This is a genomic window from Mycobacterium sp. E3247, assembly GCF_001667785.1.
GTDB lineage: Bacteria > Actinomycetota > Actinomycetes > Mycobacteriales > Mycobacteriaceae > Mycobacterium.
Map to the genome: position 1 here is coordinate 1 of NZ_LZJG01000075.1, position 22,428 is coordinate 22,428.

The window sequence follows — 22,428 nt, forward strand, 5'->3', positions numbered from 1 at the left end:
GGTTCGCCGTGGGTGCGCTCATCTAGTGTTCCTCTTCGAACGGGCTGTTGGTCGAAGGGTACACAGAGAGCACCCCCTCATTTTTCGGGGGGCTTGGGTTGTCAGTACCTGCTGTGACCCCCGACACCCTCGTCGTCGACGTCGCGCCAGAATTCGCTGTCGTACTGGGTGTCGGGGATGACGATTTTCTCGCCGGAATGCTGCACGGTGGCCCGCGTCAGGTCCAGCTCGGATACGTCGGTGTCGAGCAATTCGACGTCGGACAGGATGCGGTTCGCGTCGATGACGATGCGCCGCATCGCCGGGTTGTCGCCGTAGCGATTCCTCAGGGAGCCGACGCACCGCCGCAGGCCGCCGATCAGATCGTGAAGTTCGGCGAGTTCAGTAGTGCCGGTAGGAAGTGTCACCGGATATCTCCTAGGGCGGGCGGTGTTGCGGATCACAGTACGCTTCCGATCCTATCCACGGCACAGCCCGGCGTCAGCCGACTCGCTTCCTTACTTTCTTATGTCTCCGCAGCCCGCGCTGGTGGGGGAGGCCGCCGCCGCGCAGCCGCGGGTCGCGGTCGACAATGGCGGCTTCGCCCGCCCGTTGCCGCGCCGCTGGAGAAAAGCGCTGGGCGGCAAGCGGTTCCGGCGGGGCGCATGCCCTGCCGGAACCGTTGTCCACCTGTTACTTGCTGATCGCGATCCGCTGCGCCTGGCTTCCGGCGTACACGCCGGCGACCCGCACCGTCAGCACCCCGGCGTCGTACGAGGCCGTGACGGCGTCGCCGGTGATGTGGGCCGGCAGCTGGAACGACCGGCGGAACGACCCGTAGCGGACCTCGCGCAGGGTGCGCCCGTCTTTCTCCCCTTCGTCCTTGGCGTGCTCGTCGCGGCGTTCGCCGTGGATCACGAGCCGGCCACGGTCGACCTCGACGTTGACATCCTTCTCGACGTCAACGCCGGGGAGCTCGACACGTACGATCGCGTCGTCGCCGTCCTTGACGATCTCGCACGCCGGATTAAATCCGCTGGTGGCGGGCTTGTACCAGTCCGTCGCGGCGGCGGGTCCGAAGAAGTCGCGCAACCACCGGTCGGTGTCCCAGGCCGGTCGCGACCACAAGGGGAGGTTACTCATCGGGATCTCCTTGTACTTCCTTGAGCTTTGTTGTGGATTTGCTGTGTCCGGCGCCCTTTCGGCCGGCTGTAAGAAGAAACATGAGTCGACCACGCTAAAGTTCCACCTAGGCGTTCGCCTCGGGCGAACGAATATTCACAACGCTCCCTGTGAGTTGTGAGATCCTCGTCATAGGACCGTCACATTGGGCGAAATCGCGGTAATTTCTCGCCGCTAATCTCAAAGCCATGGCTGCAGACGGGATTTCGCGTGCGCACTGTGCGGGCGGTCACATCGTCGTAGTCGGGCACGGCATGGTGGGGCACCGGCTGGTCGAGGCGCTCCGGGCGCGCGACACCGAGGGCCTCTGGCGCATCACGGTTTTCGCCGAGGAGGCGGACGCGGCTTACGACCGCGTCGGGCTTACCTCGTACACCGAAAGCTGGGACCGCAAGCTGCTGGCACTGCCGGGCAACGACTACGCGGGTGACGACCGGGTTCGGTTGGTCTTGAACGCTCGGGTGACCGAGATCGACCGGGAAGCGAAGTCCGTGGTGACTGCGGACGGGCAGCGGTGCGGCTACGACACGTTGGTGTTGGCCACCGGGTCCTACGCCTTCGTCCCCCCGGTGCCGGGCCATGACCTGGCGGCGTGTCACGTCTACCGCACGCTCGACGATCTCGACGCCATCCGCGCCGACGCGCAGCGCACGGCGGAAGCCGGTCGCTCCCCGGCGGGCGTGGTCATCGGCGGTGGCCTGCTGGGCCTGGAAGCCGCTAATGCGCTGCGCCAGTTCGGCTTACAAACACACGTCGTCGAGATGATGCCACGCTTGATGGCCCAGCAGATCGATGAGGGCGGCGGCGCATTGCTGGCCAAGATGGTCGGCGACCTGGGCATCGCGGTGCACGTGGGCACGGGCACGGAGTCGATCGAAGCGATCGACCATCCCGATGGGGTGTCATCGGTGCGGGTGCGCCTGACCGACGGTGAGGTCATCGACGCGGGGCTGGTCATTTTCGCGGCCGGCATCCGGCCGCGCGACGAGCTGGCCAGGGCCGCAGGGCTGGAGCTTGCCGAGCGCGGCGGCGTGCTCACCGACTTGGCCTGCCGCACAAGCGATCCGGACATCTACGCGGTCGGTGAGGTCGCCGCGATCCAGGGCCGGTGCTACGGCTTGGTGGGACCCGGCTACACCTCCGCCGAAGTGGTGGCCGACCGCCTGCTGGACGGCGCCGCGGAGTTCGGCGAAGCGGACCTTTCCACCAAGCTCAAGCTGCTCGGTGTCGACGTCGCCAGCTTCGGCGATGCGATGGGGGTGACCGAGAACTGCCTCGAGGTCGCCATCAACGACGCGGTCAAGAAGACCTACGCCAAGCTGGTGCTGTCCGACGACGCGAAGACCCTGCTCGGCGGCGTCCTGGTGGGCGACGCCTCGGCCTACGGGGTGCTGCGGCCCATGGTCGGCAGCGAGCTGCCCGGGGATCCGCTCGCGCTGATCGCACCGGTCTCCGGCGACGCTCCGGCGCTCGGGATCGGCGCGCTGCCGGATTCCGCCCAGATCTGCTCGTGCAACAACGTCACCAAGGGCGATCTCAAGTGCGCGATCGCCGACGGCTGCGCCGACGTGCCCTCGCTCAAGTCGTGCACCGCGGCCGGCACGTCGTGCGGCTCGTGCGTGCCCCTGCTCAAGCAGCTGCTGGAAGCCGAGGGCGTGGAACAGTCCAAGGCGCTGTGCGAGCACTTCAGCCAGTCGCGGGCCGAGCTTTTCGAAATCATCTCGGCCACCGAGATCCGGACGTTCTCCGGCCTCCTGGAGCGCTTCGGCCGCGGAAAGGGTTGCGACATCTGCAAACCCGTGGTCGCCTCCATCCTGGCCTCCACCGGCTCGGAGCACATCCTGGAAGGCGAGCAGGCCTCGCTGCAGGATTCCAACGACCACTTCCTGGCCAACATCCAGAAGAACGGCAGCTACTCGGTGGTGCCGCGGGTGCCCGGCGGTGACATCAAACCCGAGCACCTGATCCTGATCGGCCAGATCGCGCAGGACTTCGGGCTCTACACCAAGATCACCGGCGGACAGCGCATCGACATGTTCGGCGCGCGGGTGGACCAGCTGCCGGAGATCTGGCGCCGGCTGGTCGAGGGCGGCATGGAGTCGGGCCACGCCTACGGCAAGGCGCTGCGCACCGTGAAGAGCTGTGTCGGCACCGACTGGTGCCGCTACGGGCAGCAGGATTCGGTGCAGCTGGCCATCGATCTGGAGTTGCGGTACCGGGGTCTGCGGGCGCCGCACAAGATCAAGATGGGCGTCTCCGGTTGTGCGCGCGAGTGCGCCGAAGCGCGTTCCAAGGACGTCGGCGTCATCGCCACCGAGAAGGGCTGGAACCTCTACGTCGGCGGGAACGGCGGCATGACGCCCAAGCACGCCCAGCTGTTGGCCAGCGACCTGGACACCGAGACGCTGGTCCGCTACGTCGACCGGTTCATCATGTACTACATCCGGACGGCCGACCGGCTGCAGCGCACGGCGCCCTGGGTCGATTCGCTCGAGGGCGGCCTCGACCACGTGCGCGAGGTCGTGTGCGAGGACTCGCTGGGCCTGGCCGAGGAATTCGAGGCCGCAATGGAGCGGCACGTGCAGAACTACAAGTGTGAATGGAAGGGCGTGCTCGACGACCCCGACAAGCTGTCGCGGTTCGTCTCGTTCGTCAACGCCCCGGACGAGGTCGACTCGACGGTGGAATTCACCGAGCACGCCGGGCGCAAAATCCCCGTTTCCATTGGGATGCCGAAGATCCGTACGGGAGCTGGAGAGGAATCATGACACTTCTCAACGACATTGCGGTGTGGACGACTGCCTGCGAGTACGACCGCCTCATCCCGGGCCGGGGCGTCGGCGTGTTGCTCGACGACGGGTCCCAGGCGGCGTTGTTCCGGCTCGACGACGGCTCGGTGCACGCGGTGGGCAACGTCGACCCGTTCTCCGGCGCGGCCGTGCTCTCCCGCGGGATCGTGGGGGACCGCGGGGGCCGGGTGACGGTCCAATCGCCGATCCTCAAGCAGGCCTTCTCACTGGAAGACGGTGAATGCCTGGACGATCCGAACTTCTCGGTGCCGGTGTACCCCGCGCGTGTCACCGACGACGGCTTCGTCCAGGTCGGCCGGCTCGCCGCCTAGCGGGTGATGTCGCCGACGAGGTAGCGCTGCATCGTCGGGCCGATCGCGTCGACGAGCGCGTCGACCGACATCGAATGCAGTGGCTCCGAGCGGATGCCGTAGCGCATGATGCCCAGACCCACCAGCTGCGAGGCGCACAGCGAAGCCCGCGTGGCGGCCTTGTCCGCCCCCAGCAGCTTGAGCAGCGGGCCGAATACCGGCCCGACGAACATGCTCTGCACGGTTTCGGCGGTCTTGGCCATCCCGGTGGAGGCGATCGCGCTCGCGGCGAAGGGGCCGCCGCCGGCGGCGTCCCAGGTGGTGATCAGCATGCGCAGCGTTTGACGGCCCACCTGATTGGCCCCGCCGGTGACGATGCGGTCGATGAATTCCGGTGTGCCGAACGGCAACCGCAGCATCTTGGCGACCGGGTCGAGGAGCCCACGCGACGGCTCTTCGCGACGGGGCATGGTGCCAGGATCGCCGGAATCAGGCCAAAGATCAAGCGTCGCGGGCGTCGGCGCGCCTCGACGATCGGCGCCTTCAGGCCGCCGGATTCGGCCGCACGATGCGGTCGTGCACCCACCGCTGGGCGCTCGAGCGGCGCGAAGCGTGCCGGGCGGTGGGGGCCAGCACCGGCGGCATGGCCCGGCGGAATCGGTTGGCGATCAGGCGTGTCAGGCCCGGATGGGTGCTCAGCGGTTGGCTGACCAGGTCGGCGCCGCAGGCGCGCAGCCTCTCCTGGAACAGGCCGTCGGCCAGCAGGTAGGAGGCGACCACGACGCGCGCGTTGGTGCGGCGGGCCTGGCGTCTCGCCTCGTCCACCGCTTCGGGCAGCTGCGGGTCCCCGGTGGCCGCGAAGGCCAGACCCACTCGCGACCCGGTGAGCGCCGACACCAGCGTCGCGGTGGTGTGCAGGTCGGCGCGCGCTTTGACATCCGATGTTCCCGCCGCGGCCAGGATCACCGAATCACCCGGGCGCCAACCGCATTTGAGCAATTGGTCGCCGACGATCCGGGCGATCTGGCCACTGGGGCCCAGGGCGGGGGTGACGATGACGTTGGGGTGCCCGCTCTGCCCGACGTGGGCCGGCAGGTCCGCGCGGACGTGGTAGCCGCGCGACAAGAACGCGGGCAGCACGATGGCGGGCCGGCCGGTGGCCTTCGCCCGCGACAGCACCTCGCTGGGGGTGGGCCCCAACACGTCGACGAACGCGACCTCCACCGGGCGTGCGATCAACGAGCTTGCCTGCGTGGCAAGCTGTTCGACCATCGCCACACCCTCCGGCCGGCGGGTCCCGTGCGCGACCAGGATCAGCGCCATGAGGCGTCCGCCCGTTGCTCGGTCGCGAGCCGGTAGCCACGCTTGACCACCGTCGCGATGATGTTCTTGTCGCCCAAGGCCGTCCGCAGCCGCAGCACCGCCGTGTCGACGGCGTGCGGGTCGTTGCTGTTGCCGGGCAGCGCGCGCAACAGGTCACCGCGGGGGACGACGTCGCCGGGGCGTTTCGCCAGCGCACGCAGGATTCCCATGCCCGAGGGCGACAGCACCTTGATCGAGCCGTCCACCAGCACGCAGGTGCCGCGGATGTCGACCGTGTGGCCGGCGGCCCGCACGGTGCACGAACCCAGCAGCGGCAGCTCTTCGGCGACGTGACGGGCCAAGGCGCCCAACCGCATTCGTTCCGGCGACGACGTGGGCACGCCTTTGCGGATCAACGGCTTGGACGTCACCGGGCCGACGCACATCGCGTGCACGTCGCTGCGCAGGGCGCCCAGCAGTTGGTCCTCGACGTCGAGCTCGCGGCTGCGCTCGAGCACCGCCGCCGCCGCGGGCGCCGACGTGAAGGTGACCGCGTCGAACTGCCGCGCCGCGATACCTGTCACGAGCTGATCGAACGTGCCGCCCAATGGCGTTGGCTTCCAGCGGTATACCCGGACGGGCACCACCTGGGCGCCCGCCAGGCGCAACCCGCCGAGGAACTCCGGGAAGGGATCCCACGCGTCGGCGGCGCCGTGCAACTGGACCGCCACCCGCAGCCCGGCCACTCCCGAGTGGAGCAGGTATTCCAGGACTTCCTGCGATGACTCGGAGTCCGGGGACCACTCCTCGTGCAGGCCGGCGGCGCGCAGTGCGCCGGTCGCCTTCGGCCCGCGCGAGACGATGCGGGCCTTTGACAGCGCGGTGAGGAGTGGGTTGACCAGCCCCCACCCCTCGGCCGCGGCGAGCCACCCGCGGAAGCCGATGCCGGTGTGCGCGACGAGGACGTCGGGTGGCTCGGCGATCAATGCCTCGGTGTTACGGTGCAATTCGTCGTCGTCGGGCAGCGCGATCATGTTGATCGCCGGCGCGCTGCACACCTCGGCGCCGTGGCGGCTGAGCAGCGCACACAGCTCCTCGGAGCGCCGGGCGGACGTTACCGCGATGCGGTAACCCGTCAGCGGCGGGGAGTCCGGCTGGCCCATATCACCTGTGTATGCCTGTCAGATTTCGGTTGCGTTACCTGGCAATTGCTTGCGCATTGCCCACCATGAGGGCGCGCTCACACGCGTGCCAGGGCGCCTGCCGTCTCACCGTCCACCGCCTCGGTGGGCGGTGCCGGTCGGCGCACGTAGACCGACCACGTGACGATCGCGGCCACGACGTAGGAAGCAAGGAACGCCCAGTACGCCGACGTCTCCTCCCCGGTGGCCAGGTAGGACTGGCGCAGCGCGAGGTTGATGCCCACCCCGCCCAGCGCACCCACCGCGGAGCAGATGCCGATCAACGCTCCCGCCTTGGCGCGCGCCCAGTGGCGGCGCTCGTCCTCGCCCATCTGCAGGGCGCGGCTGCGCGCGTCGTACACCGAGGGGATCAATTTGAACACCGAACCGTTGCCCATCCCGGACAGGACGAACAGCACCATGAAGCCGATGACGTAACCGATCATGCTGGTCGAGCGGTCCCCGGCGTTGTGATCGTCGATGGTGCTGATGATGACCAGCACCCCGGCCCCCAGCGTCATGCCGGCCAACACGCCGAGCGTGACCCGGCTGCCGCCCTTGCGGTCGGCCAGCCGGCCGCCGTAGATGCGGGCCAGCGAGCCCAGCAGGGGGCCGATGAAGGCCACCTGCGCGGCGTGCAGCGCCGCGTGCTTGGCGCCTTCCCCGTTGGCGAGGAAGTTCACCTGCATCACCTGGCCGAAGGCGAAGGAAAAGCCGATCCAGGAGCCGAAGGTGCAGATGTAGAGCAGCGAGATCACATAGGTGTCACGCTCGAACAGGATCGAGCGCATCGTGTTCAGCTCGGTGCCGTGGCTCACGTTGTCCATGAACAGCGCGGCCGCGAGCCCGACGACCACCAGCGCGACCAGGTACACCGCGCACACCCAATACGGCGCCTCGTGTCCGGCCGTGGCCAGCACCAGGAGTGCGACCAGCTGGATCACCGCCACCCCGAGGTTGCCGACACCGGCGTTGACGGCAAGTGCCGAGCCCTTGAGCCGCTGGGGATAGAAGGCGTTGACGTTGGCGAGCGAAGCCGCATAGTTGCCGCCGCCCAGCCCGGTCAGGGCCGCGCACACCACGAAGGGCCACAGCGGAAGGCCGGGGTTGGCGAGCAACACGATCGTGCCGACGGTCGGGATCAGCAGCACGAACGCCGAAAACGCGGTCCAGTTACGGCCGCCGAAGGTGGCGATGCCCAGGGTGTAGGGGATCCGGGCCAGGCCACCGACCAGCGTGGCGACGGCGCCCAGCAGCAGCTTGTCGCCGGCGGAGAAGCCGTAGACGTGCTCCGGCATGAACAGCGCCATGACCGGCCAGAGCGTCCAGACCGAGAAGGCGACGTGGTCGCCGGCGATGGTGCACAACAGGTTGCGGCGGGCGATCTTCCTGTTGCCCGCCTCCCAGGCCGCCGGGTCTTCTGGATTCCAGTCCGCGATGCGGTGATTGCGGGCCATCCGAACGTCACCTTTCGTCGACTGCCATGCGGGAAGGGCACGCCGCAGTGCTCGTTTCCGTTGCCCCGCGGGCGAATTCGGCTGGGGCCCGCGCCGGGAGAAAATCCGGGCGCCCCGAATGAAGAGGCATGCCCCGCCGCGTGTTTCGATGCTCACATTCGGGGCGGGAATGGGTCAACTCAATCGGGCCCGAATCGGCTGTTAGTTGATTACCAGTTATCTGGTAAGTCGCTGTAGGCGGCACCCGACGGTGAAATGGCCAACCAAATCAGGTGATTCGAAGCCGTCGCGCGGCTTGGTGTGAGCTGGAATACATTTCGGCGGACAACGGGCCCGAGTGAGCCTGGAACGACTACGGGAACGGCCAGGCGCCGGCACGCGGCTGGGCGCCGACCAGGACCCTGGGGCGAGACCAGTGCAGGCGCACCGACTGGCCGGGGCGCACCTGGGCGATCTTGTCGATGTCCCCGTCGACCACCACGCCCACCACCGGGTAACCGCCGGTGACCGGGTGATCGGGCCCCAGGATCACCGGTAACCCGTTGGGCGGCACCTGAATCGCCCCCCGGGTGGTGCCCTCGCTGGGCAGCTGGCGGTCCGGGTAGCGGTACTGCAGCGGGCGGCCGGTCAGGCGCATCCCCACGCGGTCGCTGCGGTCGGAGGCCACCCAGTCGTTGTGCACCAGGACGTCGGGATCGACGAACCAGTCGTCGCGCGGCCCGGGCACCACGGCCAGCTCGACGGCGCTGCCGGTGATCGCCGCCACCGGGGCCTGATCCAGCTCGGGATAGTCGGGGGTGTGCTCCCCGACCGGGAGCTCGTCTCCCACCCGCAGCGGTCCCGGGCCGATGGCCGACATCACGTCGTAGCTGCGCGAGCCCAGTACCGGCTCCACCCCGATGCCGCCGCGCACCGCGAGATATGTCCGCAGCCCGGCGCGAGGCGTGCCCAAGGCGATTACCTGGCCGTCGCGGACATGTTGAATGCTGTTGGTGCCGAACTTTTTTCCGTTGACGGTCGGGTCGGTGTCGGCGCCCGTGACCGCGATGTCGACGTCGCCGCCCCGGACACGGGCCGCGAATCCGCCTAACGTGACCTCGACGGTGGCGCGGTCAACGGGGTTGGCGACCAGCCGGTTGGCCAGCTGGTGGGCGCGACGGTCGGCCGCCCCGGACCGGCTCACGCCGAGGTGGGCCAGCCCCGGCCGGCCCAGGTCCTGGACGACGGCGAGCGGGCCGGTGCGAAGGATCTCCAGGGTTGCCACGGTGGTCTCCTTACCTCAGACGGCCCGGAACTGAACCCAGGTGCCCTGCGTCAGCAGCGCCGGTCGGGGCCGTTCGAGGTCCCACATGACCGCGTCGGTGCGGCCGATCAGTTGCCAACCGCCCGGCGACTGGCGCGGGTATATCGCGCTGAATTCGCCGGCCAGGCCGACCGAGCCGGCGGGCACCGAGGTGCGTGGCTCCGGGTGGCGCGGCACCCGCAGCCGGGGATCCCCGTCGACCAGGTACGCGAATCCCGGGGCGAACCCGCTGAATCCGACCCGCCAGAGCGAACCGGTGTGGGCGTCGATCACCTGCGGGATGGTCAGCCCGGTGTGGTCGGCCACCTCGGCGAGGTCCGGGCCGTCGTAGACGACGTCGATGACCACGTCGGCGCGGCGATCGGACGCGGGGACCTCCTCGGCGGTGACCCGCATCTTGCGCAGCCGCTGACGGATCACGCCTTGGCGGCGCGGGCCGTCGAGCTTCACCAGCACCGTGCGCGCGGCCGGGACGATGTCGACCACGCCGGGCAACGCCGCGACCCGCAACTGCGCCGCCCACGCCAGCACCTCGGCGGTGCTGCCGCATTGCAGCATCAGCGCGCTGTCGCCGAAGTCCAGAACCGTGTTGCCGACCAGGTCCGTGGGCAGGTCCCTGGGCACGTTGTCGGTAAGGTCCGTCACGCTCATTACTCGACGGTAACCGCCCGATCGCCGGCCGGGCGAGGGGCGGGCGACGGATTTTCGAACACTGCCAGAGCTGCCTTAGCAAACACTCAAACGCCGCCGGCGCGGCGGGGATCTAACCAAGGATTTTGGCCAGCTGCGGGGGCAGCTGGTCGGCGACCAACGGGTAGCTCAGCGGCGAGGAGAACGCGATCGCGCCGGCCTGCTCCTTGGTGGTGAAGACGTGCCGGTTCTGCGCGGTGGCCTGTGACCCCGCCACGTCGGGGTCGGCGAGCAACGCCTTCTGGTCGTCGGGGCTCTCGGTTGTCCAGATGAGCACGTCGGCAGAGTCGAGCACCGCCTTGACGCGGTCGCGCGGGATGACGGCGCGGTGGCCGGTGCCGAACGGCTTGATGCTGTCGGCGATCACCAGGCCCATCTGATTGAGGAAGTCCGTGCGCCAGCCCGCCATGGCCGCGACGACGGTCCCTTGCCAGAGGGCGCCCTCCATCAGCAAGGCCTTCTTGCCCGTCCAGGTCGGGTATTCCTTGCCGACGGCGGTGAACCTCTGGTCGACCCCGTCGATCAGCGACTTCATCTGGTCGGCCTGGAACACCGCCCGGCCGATGACGGCGGCCTGCTCCTTCCACGGCTCGAAGAACGCGTCACCGTCCGACTGCGGCACGGTCGGGGCGATCGCGGAGAGTTTCTGATAGGTGTCGGCGTCCACCCCGGCGTTGGTGGCCACGATGAGATCCGGTTTGAGGCCCGCGATCTGGTCCACCGGGATCCCGTTGTCGAGGTTGAGCACCACCGGCTGAGCCCCGCCGAGCTTGGGTTGCGCCCACGGCCACACCGCAAACGGCTGATCGCCGAACCAGTTGGTCACCGCGATCGGTACGACACCGACCGCGAGTAGGTCGTCTTGCTCGGTGTACCCGGCACTGACCACGCGCTTGGGGGGCTCCTTGATCACGGTCTGACCGAAGAGGTGGTCGATCGTCACCGATTTGCCGCCGCCGGTATTCGAGGACGGTTTGCCTGACGAGCACCCCGCAGGGGCGCCGGCGACCGCGGCGACGGCTGCAGCCCCTGCGAGCTGCAAGAATCCCCGTCGATTCCAACCCTGTCGCATCGCGTGAGATTATCGCGTTCCCCGCTCGCAACGCCCGTCGCCGCGCGGTTGCGCCGCTCAGCCCAGCGGCATGCCGGCGTCCAGGAAGTCCAGCGCCCGATAGATGGTGTCGGAGGTCTTCGGCGCGCTGTCATAGGCGGCCATCATGGCGCCGACCATCGCGCCGACGAATACCCGGACCTCGAAATCCGTTGCCGGACGGCCGATCCGGCGACCGATCGCCTCCGCCATGACGTTCACGGTGCGGTAGTACTCGTCGTAGAGGGCGGCCTTGAGCTCGGGTATCGAGAAGATCAGGCGCTGTCGGGTGTTCTCGAACTCCAGCTGCTCGGGCGACAGGCCGGCCATCGTGCTGGCGTACGCGCGGCGGATGGCCTGGCTGGGTGACAACTCCGGTGGCTGGGCGTCGAACGCCGCCAGTATCAGCGGATCGAGGTCGTCGGCCAGCAGCAGCGACTCCTTGGATCCGAAGTACCGGAAGAACGTGCTGGGGGACACCTCGGCGGCGTCGGCGATCTGTTCGATGGTGGTGGCGGCGTAGCCGTTCGCGTCGAACAGGCGGAACGCCTCACGGCGCAGGGCATGACGGGTCTTGATCTTCTTGCGTTCGCGCAGCCCCAGGGGCCGATCGGTCGCCTGCATGCGGCAATTCTCCCGCACTGGGCGGGCAAAAAGTTCTGACAAGCGGGGAACGGCCGTTGCGAGATCCACGTATCGCCGACGTAACTGCGTCCACGCGGCCCGGTAACAGTCCCTTCCTAACGTCGGGGCGTGACTACGACGACCACGCCCGAGTCGACCGCTCCGGTCCTCGCCCCCGCGCACCCGCGCCATCGAGGCGGGCACTGGATCGATGACTGGCGGCCCGAAGACCCCGCGTTCTGGGAGGCGACCGGCAAGCCGATCGCCCGGCGCAACCTGATCTTCTCCATCTTCGCCGAGCACGTCGGCTTCAGCGTGTGGATGTTGTGGAGCATCGTGGTGGTCCAGATGACCGCCGGTGCCCACGGGCATCCGTCCGCCTCCGGCTGGGCGCTGACCGCGAGCCAGGCGCTCTGCCTGGTCGCCGTGCCCAGCGGCGTCGGCGCCTTCCTGCGCCTGCCCTACACCTTCGCGGTGCCGCTCTTCGGCGGCCGCAACTGGACGACCATCTCGGCGGCGCTGCTGCTCATTCCGTGCGTGCTGCTGGCCTGGGCGGTCAGCCATCCGGGCCTGTCGTTCGCGGTGCTGGTGTTGATCGCCGCCACCGCCGGCTTCGGTGGCGGCAACTTCGCCTCATCGATGGCCAACATCTCGTTCTTCTACCCGGAGAAGGACAAGGGCTGGGCGCTCGGCCTCAACGCGGCCGGCGGCAACATCGGCGTGGCGGTCGTGCAGAAGATCATCCCGCCCATCGTCGTGGCCGGTGGCGGGGTGGCGCTGTCGCGCGCCGGCCTCTTCTACATCCCGCTGGCGGTGGTGGCCGCGGTGTGCGCGTTCCTGTTCATGAACAACCTGTCCGAGGCGAAGGCGGACGTGAAGCCGGTGTGGCAGTCGCTGCGGCATCCCGACACGTGGGTGATGTCGCTGCTCTACATCGGCACGTTCGGCTCGTTCATCGGCTACTCGGCGGCCTTCCCGACCCTGCTCAAAACGGTGTTCGGCCGCGGCGACATCGCGTTGACCTGGGCATTCCTCGGGGCAGCGATCGGCTCGGTGATTCGGCCCCTGGGCGGCAAGCTGGCCGACCGCATCGGCGGCGCCCGGATCACCGCCGTCAGCTTCGTCATGCTCGCCGCCGGCGCCGCGGCGGCGCTGTGGTCGGTGAACGCCAAAAACCTGCCGCTGTTCTTCGCCAGCTTCATGTTCCTGTTCGTCGCGACGGGCATCGGCAACGGCTCGACCTACCGGATGATCTCGAGGATCTTCGTGATCAAGGGGCAACTCGCCGGGGGCGACCCCGACACCATGGCGCACATGCGGCGCCAGGCCGCGGGCGCGCTGGGCGTGATCTCGTCGATCGGCGCCTTCGGCGGATTCGTCGTGCCGCTGGCATACGCCTGGTCGAGGTCGCACTTCGGCAGCATCGAACCCGCGCTGCGGTTCTACGTGGGCTTCTTCCTGGCCCTGCTGGTGGTCACCTGGTACTGCTACCTGCGCAAGGGCAACGCTTACCAGACGCGAGCTGGGGTCGGGGTGTAGCCGGATTTCAGCGCGACGGCTGCTGCCTGCCGCCGTATCCGTCCCAGGGGCTGTAGTCGGCGATCAGCTCCTCCTGCGGCGGTCGCTGATCGACCGGCACATGCCGCAGGTTGATCCGGATCCGGTACCAGATCGAACTCGGCCCGCGCATCCCGTCGACCAGCACGTCGGCCGGCTGCAGCAGGCGAGACGCGTCCGGGTGGCGGTCGCGCCAGGTATCCAGCGCGGCCAGCGCCTCGTCCTTGGTCTTGGTGCGGGCGATCTCGATGAGCGGCATCGCCGACCGGCGCCGGCCGTCGGCCGTGCCGGATCCCTTCGGCGCCCGCTCCGGGGGGCCCATCTCCTCGGCCAGCACCAGCAACCGGTCGAGCTCGCCGACCGCGTCGTCCATCCCCGCCCAGGGGTCGCCCATGGCGGCGAACCGCGCGGGCACCGTGTCGATGGTGAACTCGTCGGGAAGACGTTCGGTCACCTCGTCCCAGAGCAGCGGCGTGGACACCCGGGCGTCCGGCGTCGCCCGCACCGAATACGCCGACGCGACCGTGCGGTCCTTGGCGTTCTGGTTGAAGTCGACGAACACCCCTTCGCGTTCTTCCTTCCACCAGCGGCTGGTCGCGGCGCCGGGCGCTCGGCGCTCGACCTCCCGGGCGACGGTCTGGGCGGCCAGGCGCACCTGCCGGAATTCCCAGCGCGGGGCGATCCGGGCATAGATGTGAAAGCCGCGCGACCCCGACGTCTTCGGCCAGGCCACCAGGCCGTAGTCCTCCAGCACCTCGCGGGCGACCAGCGCCACGTCGACGATCCGCCGCCAGTCGACCCCGGGCATCGGATCCAGGTCGACCCGCAGTTCGTCGGGATGGTCGAGGTCGTCGGCCAGCACCGGGTGCGGGTTGAGGTCGACGCAGCCCAGGTTGACCGCCCACGCCAGGCCGGCGGCATCGTGAATGACGGCTTCGGCGGCGGAGGTACCGCGCGCGTAGTGCAGTTCGGCGACGTCCACCCAGTCGGGCCGGTTCTTCGGTGCCCGCTTCTGGAAGACCGCCTCCTCAGAGATGCCCTTGACGAAGCGCTTCAGGATCATCGGCCGGCCGGCCACGCCGCGCAGGGCCCCCTCGGCCACCGACAGGTAGTAGCGGACCAGGTCGAGCTTGGTGTGCGGTCCCGCGTCGCCGTGGGCGTCGAACACCACCTTGTCCGGGTGGGTGATCGTCACCTCGTGCCCGGCCACCTCCAGCGAAACCGGACCCATGTTCATCATCGTAAGTCGATGGGTACTTACCCCTCGGGATGCGACGGACGTCACATAGGGTGGATCCATGCCTAATCTGATTGGCCTGCCTGGGCAGGCGGTTGCCAAGGTTCAGCAATACCTGGAACGCGGCTCGGCCGAATTGCACTATGTGCGCAAGATCTTCGAAGCGGGCGCCTTCCGGCTGGAGCCACCGCTGAACTACGCCGCGATGGCCAACGACATCTATAAGTGGGGCGAGTTCGGCATGCTGCCCTCCCTGAACGCCCGGCGCCACCCGGACCGCGCCGCGTGCATCGACGAGGAGGGCGAGTTCAGCTTCAAAGAGCTCGACGAGGCCGCCCACGCGGTGGCGAACGGCCTGCTCGAGATGGGGGTCAAGGGCGGCGACGGGGTAGCGATCCTGGCGCGCAACACCCGCTGGTTCCTGATCGCCAACTACGGCGCCGCCCGGGTGGGCGCCCGCATCATCCTGCTCAACAGCGAATTCTCCGGCCCGCAGATCAAGGAGGTGTCGGAGCGCGAGGGCGCCAAGCTGATCATCTACGACGACGAGTACACCAAGGCCGTCAGCAAGGCCGAGCCGGAACTGGGCAAGCTGCGCGCGCTGGGCACCAACCCCGACGCGGACGAGCCGTCGGGCAGCACCGACGAGACGCTGGCCGACCTGATCGAGCGCAGCAGCAAGGAACCCGCCCCCAAGGCCTCCAAGCACGCGTCGATCATCATCCTCACCAGCGGCACCACCGGCACCCCCAAGGGCGCGAACCGCAGCACCCCGCCGACCCTGGCGCCGGTCGGCGGCATCCTCTCGCACGTCCCGTTCAAGGCCAACGAGGTCACCTCGTTGCCCGCCCCGATGTTCCACGCGCTGGGATACCTGCACGGCACCATCGCGATGTTCCTGGGCTCGACCCTGGTGCTGCGCCGCAAGTTCAAGCCACCGCACGTGCTCGAAGACATCGAGAAGTACAAGGTGACCGCCATGGTGGTGGTGCCGGTGATGCTGTCGCGGATCCTCGACGCGATCGAGAAGATGGAGAAGAAGCCCGACCTGTCCAGCCTGCGGATCGTGTTCATCTCCGGGTCGCAGCTGGGGGCGGAGCTCGCCAGCCGCGCGCTGAAGGACCTGGGGCCGGTCATCTACAACATGTACGGCTCGACCGAGATCGCGTTCGCCACCATCGCCGGACCACAGGATCTGGAGCGCAACGCGGCGACCGTCGGACCGGTGGTCAAGGGTGTCAAGGTCAAGATCCTCGACGACAACGGCCAGGAGAAGCCGCAGGGCGAGGTCGGCCGGATCTTCGTCGGCAACGCGTTTCCGTTCCAGGGCTACACCGGCGGTGGCCACAAGCAGATCATCGACGGCCTGATGTCCTCGGGCGATGTCGGGTATTTCGACGAGCACGGCCTGCTCTACGTCAGCGGCCGCGACGACGAGATGATCGTCTCCGGCGGGGAGAACGTCTTTCCCGCCGAGGTCGAGGACCTGATCAGCGGGCACCCGGAGGTGGTCGAGGCGACCGCGATCGGCGTGGAAGACAAGGAATGGGGCCACCGGCTGCGCGCCTTCGTGGTGAAGAAGGACGGCTCGGACGTCGACGAGGACACCATCAAGCACTACGTCCGCGATCACCTGGCGCGCTACAAGGTGCCGCGTGAGGTGGTTTTCCTCGAGGAGCTGCCGCGCAACCCGACCGGCAAGATCCTCAAGCGCGAGTTGCGCGAGATGGAGGTCGACTAGCCCTTCGGGGTCAGCGCCGGTCTTTGATGGCCCGGGTGATCTGCGCCGCCAGTTTGGGGTCGACCAGGAGCTGGTCGATGAGCGCGGTGAGCACCTCTTGTCCGGTCACCCGGGCGACCCCCAGGCGGTCGGCCGCCTCCCGCTGCCAGATGTCGAGGGCGCGGTGGGTGGCCGCCGGCAGGTCGACGGTGCGCCGTGTCCGCTGAACCCGTCCCGCCTGGTTGTGCGCCGGCGGGCTGACCATCCGCTGGGGGGACTGCTGCCCGAGCCCGGTAAGGCGCTCGGTCGGCGCGGCGTCGCCCGCCGCGGCGCCCGACGGCGCGGGACCCCGGAACGATGCGGCGCCGGGTCCGATGTGGCTGCGGTTGAAGTTCACTGCGGCGGTGCCCTCCGAATGAGTGGCCGATCAGTAAATCAGCGCTCGAATGTGTCGATACTGATTCTTCCACCGTCCACGGCGTAAGTCGCGCGACCGGGCCGCCGACCGGCCGCGTCCCCGTCGGCGGCCGCTTTCTGCAGCAAATGTCTTACGGTAGCTGGCAGGCGCGGCGTATGTCGCGGTGATTTCGGGCGCGGGAGAGATGGAGCGCAATTCCGCGCCGCATAACGCAGGACAATACGCCGATGCGGAATTGCGGAGAACAGTATTTCAGTAGACGTCATCTGAGCAGGGATAAGACCGGACTCCGTAGATCAGTATCCGATGTTCTCCTGAGATATGGAAATCATTAAATCCGACAAAATGCCGACCTTGCGCAGTCTGGCAATCGACTTGTTACATAATTCACAGGACAATTCGTGTGTAGCTTAGTTGTTTGCCGGGAAACTCCTGGCTAACGTTTTTGTTGTCGGTATCAGATCCTGGAAGGGGCTCCTGCGATGACGCTCTCTGCACAATCGCTCCGCCGCGCGGCCGCCAGTGCGGCCGGCGCTTCGGCCATGGCGGGAGCGCTGCTGTTCGGCGCCGGCGCCGTTGCCCAGGCGGCCCCCGCACCAGGAACCGACCACAGCTTCACCACCACCGGTCCGCATGGCGCGCCCGGTGGGCCCGGAATCCTTCCCGACCGTCCAGGAGGGGGTCATGGCGGATGGGGCGGAGGCCACGGATGGAACGGGGGGCACCGTGGGCCGGGTTGGGGGAACCGCGGATTCTGGGCCCCCGGGCACTGGTGGAACTGGTGGTGGTGAACCAAGCCTCCCCGTGATAGCCGGCCAGCCTTGACGTGCCGATCCACTCCTAGGCTGACCGGTCCACGGGATGGGGGGGAACCATGCCGGCCTGACCACCCCTCAGGTCGGCATGGCCCTTTTCCGGGGCGGAATCGCCCGCCGGTCAGGGATCGCGAGGAAGGCCGAGCAACCGCTCGGCGATGATGTTCAGCTGCACCTCGGAGGTGCCGCCGTAGATCGTCGTGGCCCGGCTCGCCAGCAGGTACTCGCCCCACTTGCCGGGCAGCTGGTTCGTGTCGCCGATGGCGGCCTCGGTGCCTAACGAGGACACCGCGAACTCGGCGTACCCCTGGCCGGTGCGCATCGAGAGCAGCTTCGAGATGGCCGCGGACGGCATGGCATCGCCGCCGGCCAGCGTCAACAGCGTCGAACGCAGGTTCAGCACCTTGGCGGCGTGGCCCTCGGCGATCAACTGACCTGCCCGGTGTTGCGCGACCGGGTCGAGGTGCCCGTCGCGAACGAACTCGACGAATTGACCGAGAGTCGCCAGGAAGTTGGCCTCGCTGCTGCCGATCGAAACCCGCTCCGCGGTAAGGGTGTTACGGCTGACCTCCCACCCACGGTTCACCTCGCCGAGGACGCACTCGTCGGGCACGAACACGTCGTCGATGTAGACGGTGTTGAACATCGCGTTCCCGGTGAGCTCGCGCAGCGGCTTCACCTCGACGCCTTCACTGCGCATGTCCAGCAGGAAGTAGGTGATGCCGTTGTGTTTCGGGGCGCTCGGGTCCGTTCTCGCCAGCAGCGCGCCCCACTGGGAGAGCTGCGCCGCGGTGGTCCAGATCTTCTGACCGGTGATCCGCCAGCCACCGTCCGTCCGAGTTGCCTTAGTGCTCAGCCCGGCCAGGTCCGATCCGGCGCCCGGCTCGGAGAACAGCTGACACCAGATCATCTCGCCGCGGAAGGTCGGCGGCAGGAACCGCTGCTTCTGCTCCTCGGTGCCGAACGCGACGATCGACGGGATGATCCAGGTCGCGATGCCCATCTGCGGGCGCTTGACCCGCCCGGAACTGAACTCCTGGGCGATGATGATCTGCTCCACCGGGCTCGCGGCCCGGCCCCATGGCTTGGGCAGGTATGGCAGGACCCAGCCGGCCTCGGCGATCGCGACCTTGCGGGTGTCGCGCTCCATGGCCTTGAGCGCGTCGACCTCGGCCCGGATCTCGCTCCTCAGCTTCTCGGTGTCGGGGTCCAGGTCGATGTCGACCGCGCGCATTCCCGTGGTGGTCGCGGTGTCCACCACCTTCTGCGGATACTCCGAACCGCGGCCGAAGGAGGCGGCCAGCATCAGCGCCCGGCGGTAGTAGACGTTCGTGTCGTGCTCCCACGTGAACCCGATCCCGCCGTGCACCTGGATGCAGTCCTGCGCGCAGCGCTGGGCGGCCGCCGGCGCCAGCGTCGCCGCCACGGCGGCCGCGAACTCGACGTGCGAAGCGGCTATCTCCCAACCATTTTCGCGTGCTTCGTCGATCGCGCGGGCCGCGTCCCAGACCGCCGCGGTGGCCCGCTCGGTGTCGGCGATCATCTCCGCGCACCTGTGCTTGACGGCTTGGAACTGGCCGATCGGCCTGCCGAACTGCTCGCGGATCTTGGCGTACTGCGACGCCGTGTCGGTCGCCCAGCGCGCCACGCCGATGGCCTCCGCCGACAGCAGCGTCGTCATCAGCGCGTGCGCGGTCGCCATGCTCAGGTTGCCCAGCACGACGTCGTCGCGGACCTCGACGGCGTTGGCCCGCACATGCGCGATGGGCCGCAGCGGGTCAAGGCTTTTCACCGGCACGATCTCGAGCTGGTCGGCCCGCAGCACCACCCATTCCTCGCCGCTGTCGATCGCGACCGGAAGCACCAGCAGCGACGCCTGCGCAGCGGCCGGGACGGCGCGGACCTCGCCGCGAATCACCAGCGCGTCACCCTGACGGGTGGCCGTCAGCGCGCAGCAATCCAGCGCGTAGGCGCCGATCGCCGCGCCGGATGCCAGCTCGGAGAGGACCTTCGCGTGCGGGTCGTGCGCGGAGATCAGCGCGCTCGCGATGGCCGACGGCACGAACGGGCCGGGCATCGCGCCGTAGCCGAACTCGGCCAGCACGATGGCCAATTCGAGGATGCCGAAGCCCTGTCCGCCGACCGATTCGGCCAGATGCAGGCCCTGCAGTCCCTGTTCGGCCGCGGCCTGCCAGTACGGCGGGGGGTTCTCGATCGGTGTCTCCATGGCCTGGTGCAGCACCTCGGACGGCGCGACGCGCGCCACCAGGGACCGCACCGAGTCGGCCAGGTCTTGATGCTCAGGAGTTATTGCGATCGGCATTGGTCGCCTTCCCATGACTTGCGTTTCGGCCCAGCAGCTTCCAACCTAACAACCAGTCGGTTGGTTGACTACATGGGCCAGGGGCCGGCCGTCGCGCAGCCGGCGGCAGTTGGCCACCGCCTCGGTCAGGTACCGGCGCATGGTGTCCGCGGTGTACCAGGTGACGTGCGGTGTCAGCACCACGTTGTCCAGGCCGAGCAGCGGATTGTCCGGCGCCACGGGTTCCACCTCGAAGACATCCAGCCCCGCCGCGGCGAGACCGCCCGTGCGCAGGGCCTCGACGAGGGCCGCTTCGTCGACGACGGCGCCACGGGACGTGTTGACCAGCACCGCATTCGGTTTCATCCGGGCCAGCGCGTCGCGGCCGAGCAGATGACGGGTCTGCGCCGTCAGGGGCAGGTGCAGCGAGACGATGTCGCTGGCGGCCAGCAATTCGGGCAGCGGCCGCCAGTCGGGCCGGCCGTCGTCGCGGGTGCTGGTATGCAGCACCGCGGCCCCCATCGCCGCGACGATCTCGCTCACCCGCTTGGCGATGTTGCCGTAACCCACCAGGCCCACGGTGCAGCCACCGATGTCGCGCACGGTCTCGCCCAGCCCCGGGTCCAACGGCCAGCCCCGTCCTTGGCGGATCGCGCGGTCCAGGCCCGGCAGCCGGCGCAGCGCGGCCAGCATCAGCAGCACCGTGCCCTCGGCCACCGACGGCGCGTTGGCGCCCGGCATGTTGGCGACGGCGATGCCCCGCTCGGTGGCGGCCCGCACGTCGATCGTGTTCACCCCGGCGCCGAGCTTGTGCACCAGGCGCAGCCGGTCCCCGAGCCGCAGGTCGGCGCCCGACAGCGGCCGAAGCACATGCCAGATCACGTCCGCCTGCGGCAGCTCGCGGTAAAACGCCGCGTCGTCGTCTTCGGCGCACCACCGGATGTCGAGCCAATCAGATTCTGGCGCAACGAAGTCAAGCACTTTGTCGCCGGGAACGAAGTGGGCGAGAACCCTCAGCGCCACCGCTTGGTGATCCACCTGGCGATGGTATCGGCCTGCTCGCTGCGTGCGCCCGGGGTGGTGAAGTAGTGATCGGTGTCGATCGACGCCCGCGTCTTGTCCGTGCTGACGAGCGCGTCGTAGATGCGCTGGGCGTCGGACGGGAACACGCCCGTGTCACCCTCCGCGTTCATCACCAGCGCGGGGCAGTCGATACGGGCCAGGTGCGGCTCGGCCCGGGTCTGCGCCGCCCGGAGGCTCCACATGCCCAGCCAGTTGCGCAGGGTGGTCGCCGCGGCGATGCCGTGCGCCGACCGATTCGCCCTGGCCGGGATGCCCGCGTAGCACAGGTTCGGTTGCCGCTTGGTCGGCTCGATGCTGGGGTCGACCATGCGGGGATCGGCCCAGGTGCGCATCACGGTGAACGGCCGGTCCGAAAACCCGGCGGCGCGAATCCGTTTGAGCTCCGTCTCGACCCAGTCGGTGATGGCGTGGTTGCGCGCGGTCTGTGCCTGTCGGTAGCGGGCGATGAACTCCGCCGAGTACGGGGGACCGTTTTCCTTGTTGAAGAGGTCGAGGTCGGCGGCGGTGGCGACCGGGTCGTTCTCGTCGACGACGGCGGCGTCCATCCACGCCGTCAGCACGTCGGGGCGCCCGGGGTGGGCCGCGGTGGCCACATAGCCGTCGGCGGGGATCACGTCGGCCAGCCCGGCCGCGGGGCGCATGCCGTCGAGCGGGGTCACGTTGGGTTCGGTCGCCTGTGACTGATAGGCGGCCATCAACGATCCACCGCCCGAATTGCCCAGCAGCACAACGGTATCGATGCCCTGCACCTCACGCAGCCAACGCACCCCGACGCCGATGTCGACCAGCGCGTGGTCGAGGAGGAAGCTGCTTTCGAAACCCCGGAATCTGGTGTTCCAGCCCAGGAATCCGATGCCGCGCGTGGCCATGTAGTCCGCGAGGTAGTGCTCGGAGAAGTCGATCTGGTAGTGCGTGGCGATCATCGCCACCTTCGGCTTGCGTCCCACCGCTCGGTGGTAGAGGCCTTGGCAGGGATGCCCGCCGGCGCCGGCCCGCCCAGCGGTGGGCGACGGCAGCCCCACGAACTCGCGGAGCACCCCGGCGGCGGCATTGCGACGGGTCAACTCGGCCCGCCTTCACCGGCGTAGCTGGCCCGGTGGTAGATGTTGGCGGCCAAAATCGTCTCGGCGGTCAGCTGCGGATCGTCGTCGATGCAGTGGCCCTCGGCCTGGGCGCGCCGCACCGACTCGCTGATGAAATCGATTGGCGTAGAACATATTTCTGCGCAGTACCGCACGACGCCGTCATTGACCGCGGTCATCTCGGTCGCGGCCCGTGTCCACTCGCCGCGATGCGTCGGAAACTCGGCGAGCTCGCTACGCAGCCGATCGGGTTTTGCCGCGGTCGACACCCAAGCACACCTCCCTAGAGCAAAACTGAACCTGATG

At 68.6% G+C, this 22,428-nt stretch carries 20 protein-coding genes; 4 read left to right on the top strand and 16 right to left on the bottom strand.

Annotation, left to right across the window (positions count from 1 at the left end; genetic code table 11):
• Nucleotides 1-101 precede the first annotated feature (101 nt).
• Together A9X04_RS04005 and A9X04_RS04010 are read right to left on the bottom strand one after the other, a co-directional pair.
• Nucleotides 102-407 (bottom strand): hypothetical protein, encoded by a 306-nt coding sequence (locus A9X04_RS04005; protein WP_067917962.1) that lies wholly within the window; start codon nt 405-407, stop codon nt 102-104.
• Between the two features lie 265 nt (nt 408-672).
• A complete protein-coding gene (locus A9X04_RS04010; protein WP_067917964.1) occupies nt 673-1,122 on the bottom strand; it encodes an Hsp20/alpha crystallin family protein in 450 nt (149 codons plus the stop codon).
• A 227-nt stretch (nt 1,123-1,349) separates the two neighbouring features.
• Between A9X04_RS04010 and nirB the strand changes: the two genes are divergently transcribed.
• Both nirB and nirD read left to right on the top strand, forming a co-directional pair.
• Nucleotides 1,350-3,929, top strand: a complete 2,580-nt coding sequence (gene nirB / locus A9X04_RS04015) for a nitrite reductase large subunit NirB (protein WP_082972891.1) — start codon at nt 1,350-1,352, stop codon at nt 3,927-3,929.
• On the top strand, nt 3,926-4,282 hold the full coding sequence (gene nirD / locus A9X04_RS04020; protein ID WP_067917968.1) for a nitrite reductase small subunit NirD: 357 nt from the start codon (nt 3,926-3,928) through the stop codon (nt 4,280-4,282). The genes nirB and nirD overlap by 4 nt, the downstream gene beginning before the upstream one ends.
• Here nirD and A9X04_RS04025 read toward each other — a convergent pair.
• The 8 genes from A9X04_RS04025 to A9X04_RS04060 form a co-directional block, all read right to left on the bottom strand.
• A complete protein-coding gene (locus A9X04_RS04025) occupies nt 4,279-4,731 on the bottom strand; it encodes a hypothetical protein (protein WP_067917970.1) in 453 nt (150 codons plus the stop codon). The genes nirD and A9X04_RS04025 overlap by 4 nt on opposite strands.
• A gap of 73 nt (nt 4,732-4,804) precedes the next feature.
• Entirely contained in the window at nt 4,805-5,584 is a 780-nt protein-coding gene (locus tag A9X04_RS04030) for a sirohydrochlorin chelatase (protein WP_067917972.1), read from the bottom strand.
• Nucleotides 5,575-6,726, bottom strand: coding sequence for a uroporphyrinogen-III synthase (locus A9X04_RS04035; protein WP_067917974.1), 1,152 nt, complete (start codon nt 6,724-6,726; stop codon nt 5,575-5,577). Before A9X04_RS04035 ends, A9X04_RS04030 begins: the two co-directional genes overlap by 10 nt.
• 77 nt (nt 6,727-6,803) lie before the next feature.
• On the bottom strand, nt 6,804-8,201 hold the full coding sequence (locus A9X04_RS04040; protein ID WP_067917976.1) for an MFS transporter: 1,398 nt from the start codon (nt 8,199-8,201) through the stop codon (nt 6,804-6,806).
• Between the two features lie 352 nt (nt 8,202-8,553).
• Nucleotides 8,554-9,465, bottom strand: coding sequence for a 5-oxoprolinase/urea amidolyase family protein (locus tag A9X04_RS04045; RefSeq protein ID WP_067917978.1), 912 nt, complete (start codon nt 9,463-9,465; stop codon nt 8,554-8,556).
• Between the two features lie 15 nt (nt 9,466-9,480).
• Nucleotides 9,481-10,155: an allophanate hydrolase subunit 1 gene (locus tag A9X04_RS04050; RefSeq protein ID WP_067917980.1), complete on the bottom strand. Its 675-nt coding sequence runs from the start codon at nt 10,153-10,155 to the stop codon at nt 9,481-9,483.
• Nucleotides 10,156-10,267: 112 nt separating this feature from the next.
• Nucleotides 10,268-11,266 (bottom strand): ABC transporter substrate-binding protein, encoded by a 999-nt coding sequence (locus tag A9X04_RS04055; protein ID WP_067917982.1) that lies wholly within the window; start codon nt 11,264-11,266, stop codon nt 10,268-10,270.
• Between the two features lie 57 nt (nt 11,267-11,323).
• Nucleotides 11,324-11,908 (bottom strand): TetR family transcriptional regulator, encoded by a 585-nt coding sequence (locus tag A9X04_RS04060; protein ID WP_067917984.1) that lies wholly within the window; start codon nt 11,906-11,908, stop codon nt 11,324-11,326.
• Between the two features lie 129 nt (nt 11,909-12,037).
• On the opposite strand from A9X04_RS04060, the gene A9X04_RS04065 reads away from it, so the two are divergent.
• Nucleotides 12,038-13,447: an MFS transporter gene (locus A9X04_RS04065; RefSeq protein ID WP_067917986.1), complete on the top strand. Its 1,410-nt coding sequence runs from the start codon at nt 12,038-12,040 to the stop codon at nt 13,445-13,447.
• Nucleotides 13,448-13,454: 7 nt separating this feature from the next.
• On the opposite strand, the gene A9X04_RS04070 is transcribed toward A9X04_RS04065, so the two are convergent.
• Nucleotides 13,455-14,705: a DNA polymerase domain-containing protein gene (locus A9X04_RS04070; protein ID WP_067917990.1), complete on the bottom strand. Its 1,251-nt coding sequence runs from the start codon at nt 14,703-14,705 to the stop codon at nt 13,455-13,457.
• A gap of 58 nt (nt 14,706-14,763) precedes the next feature.
• On the opposite strand from A9X04_RS04070, the gene fadD2 reads away from it, so the two are divergent.
• A complete protein-coding gene (fadD2, locus tag A9X04_RS04075; protein ID WP_067917992.1) occupies nt 14,764-16,443 on the top strand; it encodes a long-chain-fatty-acid--CoA ligase FadD2 in 1,680 nt (559 codons plus the stop codon).
• A gap of 10 nt (nt 16,444-16,453) precedes the next feature.
• On the opposite strand, the gene A9X04_RS04080 is transcribed toward fadD2, so the two are convergent.
• The 5 genes from A9X04_RS04080 to A9X04_RS04100 all read right to left on the bottom strand — a co-directional run bounded on the left by A9X04_RS04080 (nt 16,454) and on the right by A9X04_RS04100 (nt 22,391).
• Nucleotides 16,454-16,819, bottom strand: coding sequence for an ATPase (locus A9X04_RS04080; RefSeq protein WP_067917995.1), 366 nt, complete (start codon nt 16,817-16,819; stop codon nt 16,454-16,456).
• Nucleotides 16,820-17,776: 957 nt separating this feature from the next.
• Nucleotides 17,777-19,978: an acyl-CoA dehydrogenase gene (locus A9X04_RS04085; protein WP_067917997.1), complete on the bottom strand. Its 2,202-nt coding sequence runs from the start codon at nt 19,976-19,978 to the stop codon at nt 17,777-17,779.
• Between the two features lie 45 nt (nt 19,979-20,023).
• A complete protein-coding gene (locus tag A9X04_RS04090; protein WP_197509036.1) occupies nt 20,024-20,980 on the bottom strand; it encodes a 2-hydroxyacid dehydrogenase in 957 nt (318 codons plus the stop codon).
• Nucleotides 20,971-22,104 carry an alpha/beta hydrolase gene (locus tag A9X04_RS04095; protein ID WP_156764208.1) on the bottom strand — a complete coding sequence of 378 codons (1,134 nt, stop codon included), beginning with the start codon at nt 22,102-22,104 and terminating at the stop codon, nt 20,971-20,973. The genes A9X04_RS04090 and A9X04_RS04095 overlap by 10 nt, the downstream gene beginning before the upstream one ends.
• A complete protein-coding gene (locus A9X04_RS04100; RefSeq protein ID WP_067918001.1) occupies nt 22,101-22,391 on the bottom strand; it encodes a hypothetical protein in 291 nt (96 codons plus the stop codon). The genes A9X04_RS04095 and A9X04_RS04100 overlap by 4 nt, the downstream gene beginning before the upstream one ends.
• Between the last annotated feature and the right edge of the window lie 37 nt (nt 22,392-22,428).

Excerpts from the sequence above, each read along its gene's own strand:
- fadD2 (WP_067917992.1), top strand. The coding sequence starts at position 14,764 with ATGCCTAATCTGATTGGCCTGCCTGGGCAGGCGGTTGCCAAGGTTCAG.
- nirD (WP_067917968.1), top strand. The coding sequence starts at position 3,926 with ATGACACTTCTCAACGACATTGCGGTGTGGACGACTGCCTGCGAGTAC.
- A9X04_RS04035 (WP_067917974.1), bottom strand. The coding sequence starts at position 6,726 with ATGGGCCAGCCGGACTCCCCGCCGCTGACGGGTTACCGCATCGCGGTA.
- A9X04_RS04040 (WP_067917976.1), bottom strand. The coding sequence starts at position 8,201 with ATGGCCCGCAATCACCGCATCGCGGACTGGAATCCAGAAGACCCGGCG.
- A9X04_RS04055 (WP_067917982.1), bottom strand. The coding sequence starts at position 11,266 with ATGCGACAGGGTTGGAATCGACGGGGATTCTTGCAGCTCGCAGGGGCT.
- A9X04_RS04025 (WP_067917970.1), bottom strand. The coding sequence starts at position 4,731 with ATGCCCCGTCGCGAAGAGCCGTCGCGTGGGCTCCTCGACCCGGTCGCC.
- A9X04_RS04060 (WP_067917984.1), bottom strand. The coding sequence starts at position 11,908 with ATGCAGGCGACCGATCGGCCCCTGGGGCTGCGCGAACGCAAGAAGATC.
- A9X04_RS04070 (WP_067917990.1), bottom strand. The coding sequence starts at position 14,705 with ATGATGAACATGGGTCCGGTTTCGCTGGAGGTGGCCGGGCACGAGGTG.
- A9X04_RS04050 (WP_067917980.1), bottom strand. The coding sequence starts at position 10,155 with ATGAGCGTGACGGACCTTACCGACAACGTGCCCAGGGACCTGCCCACG.
- nirB (WP_082972891.1), top strand. The coding sequence starts at position 1,350 with ATGGCTGCAGACGGGATTTCGCGTGCGCACTGTGCGGGCGGTCACATC.
- A9X04_RS04085 (WP_067917997.1), bottom strand. The coding sequence starts at position 19,978 with ATGCCGATCGCAATAACTCCTGAGCATCAAGACCTGGCCGACTCGGTG.
- A9X04_RS04030 (WP_067917972.1), bottom strand. The coding sequence starts at position 5,584 with ATGGCGCTGATCCTGGTCGCGCACGGGACCCGCCGGCCGGAGGGTGTG.
- A9X04_RS04010 (WP_067917964.1), bottom strand. The coding sequence starts at position 1,122 with ATGAGTAACCTCCCCTTGTGGTCGCGACCGGCCTGGGACACCGACCGG.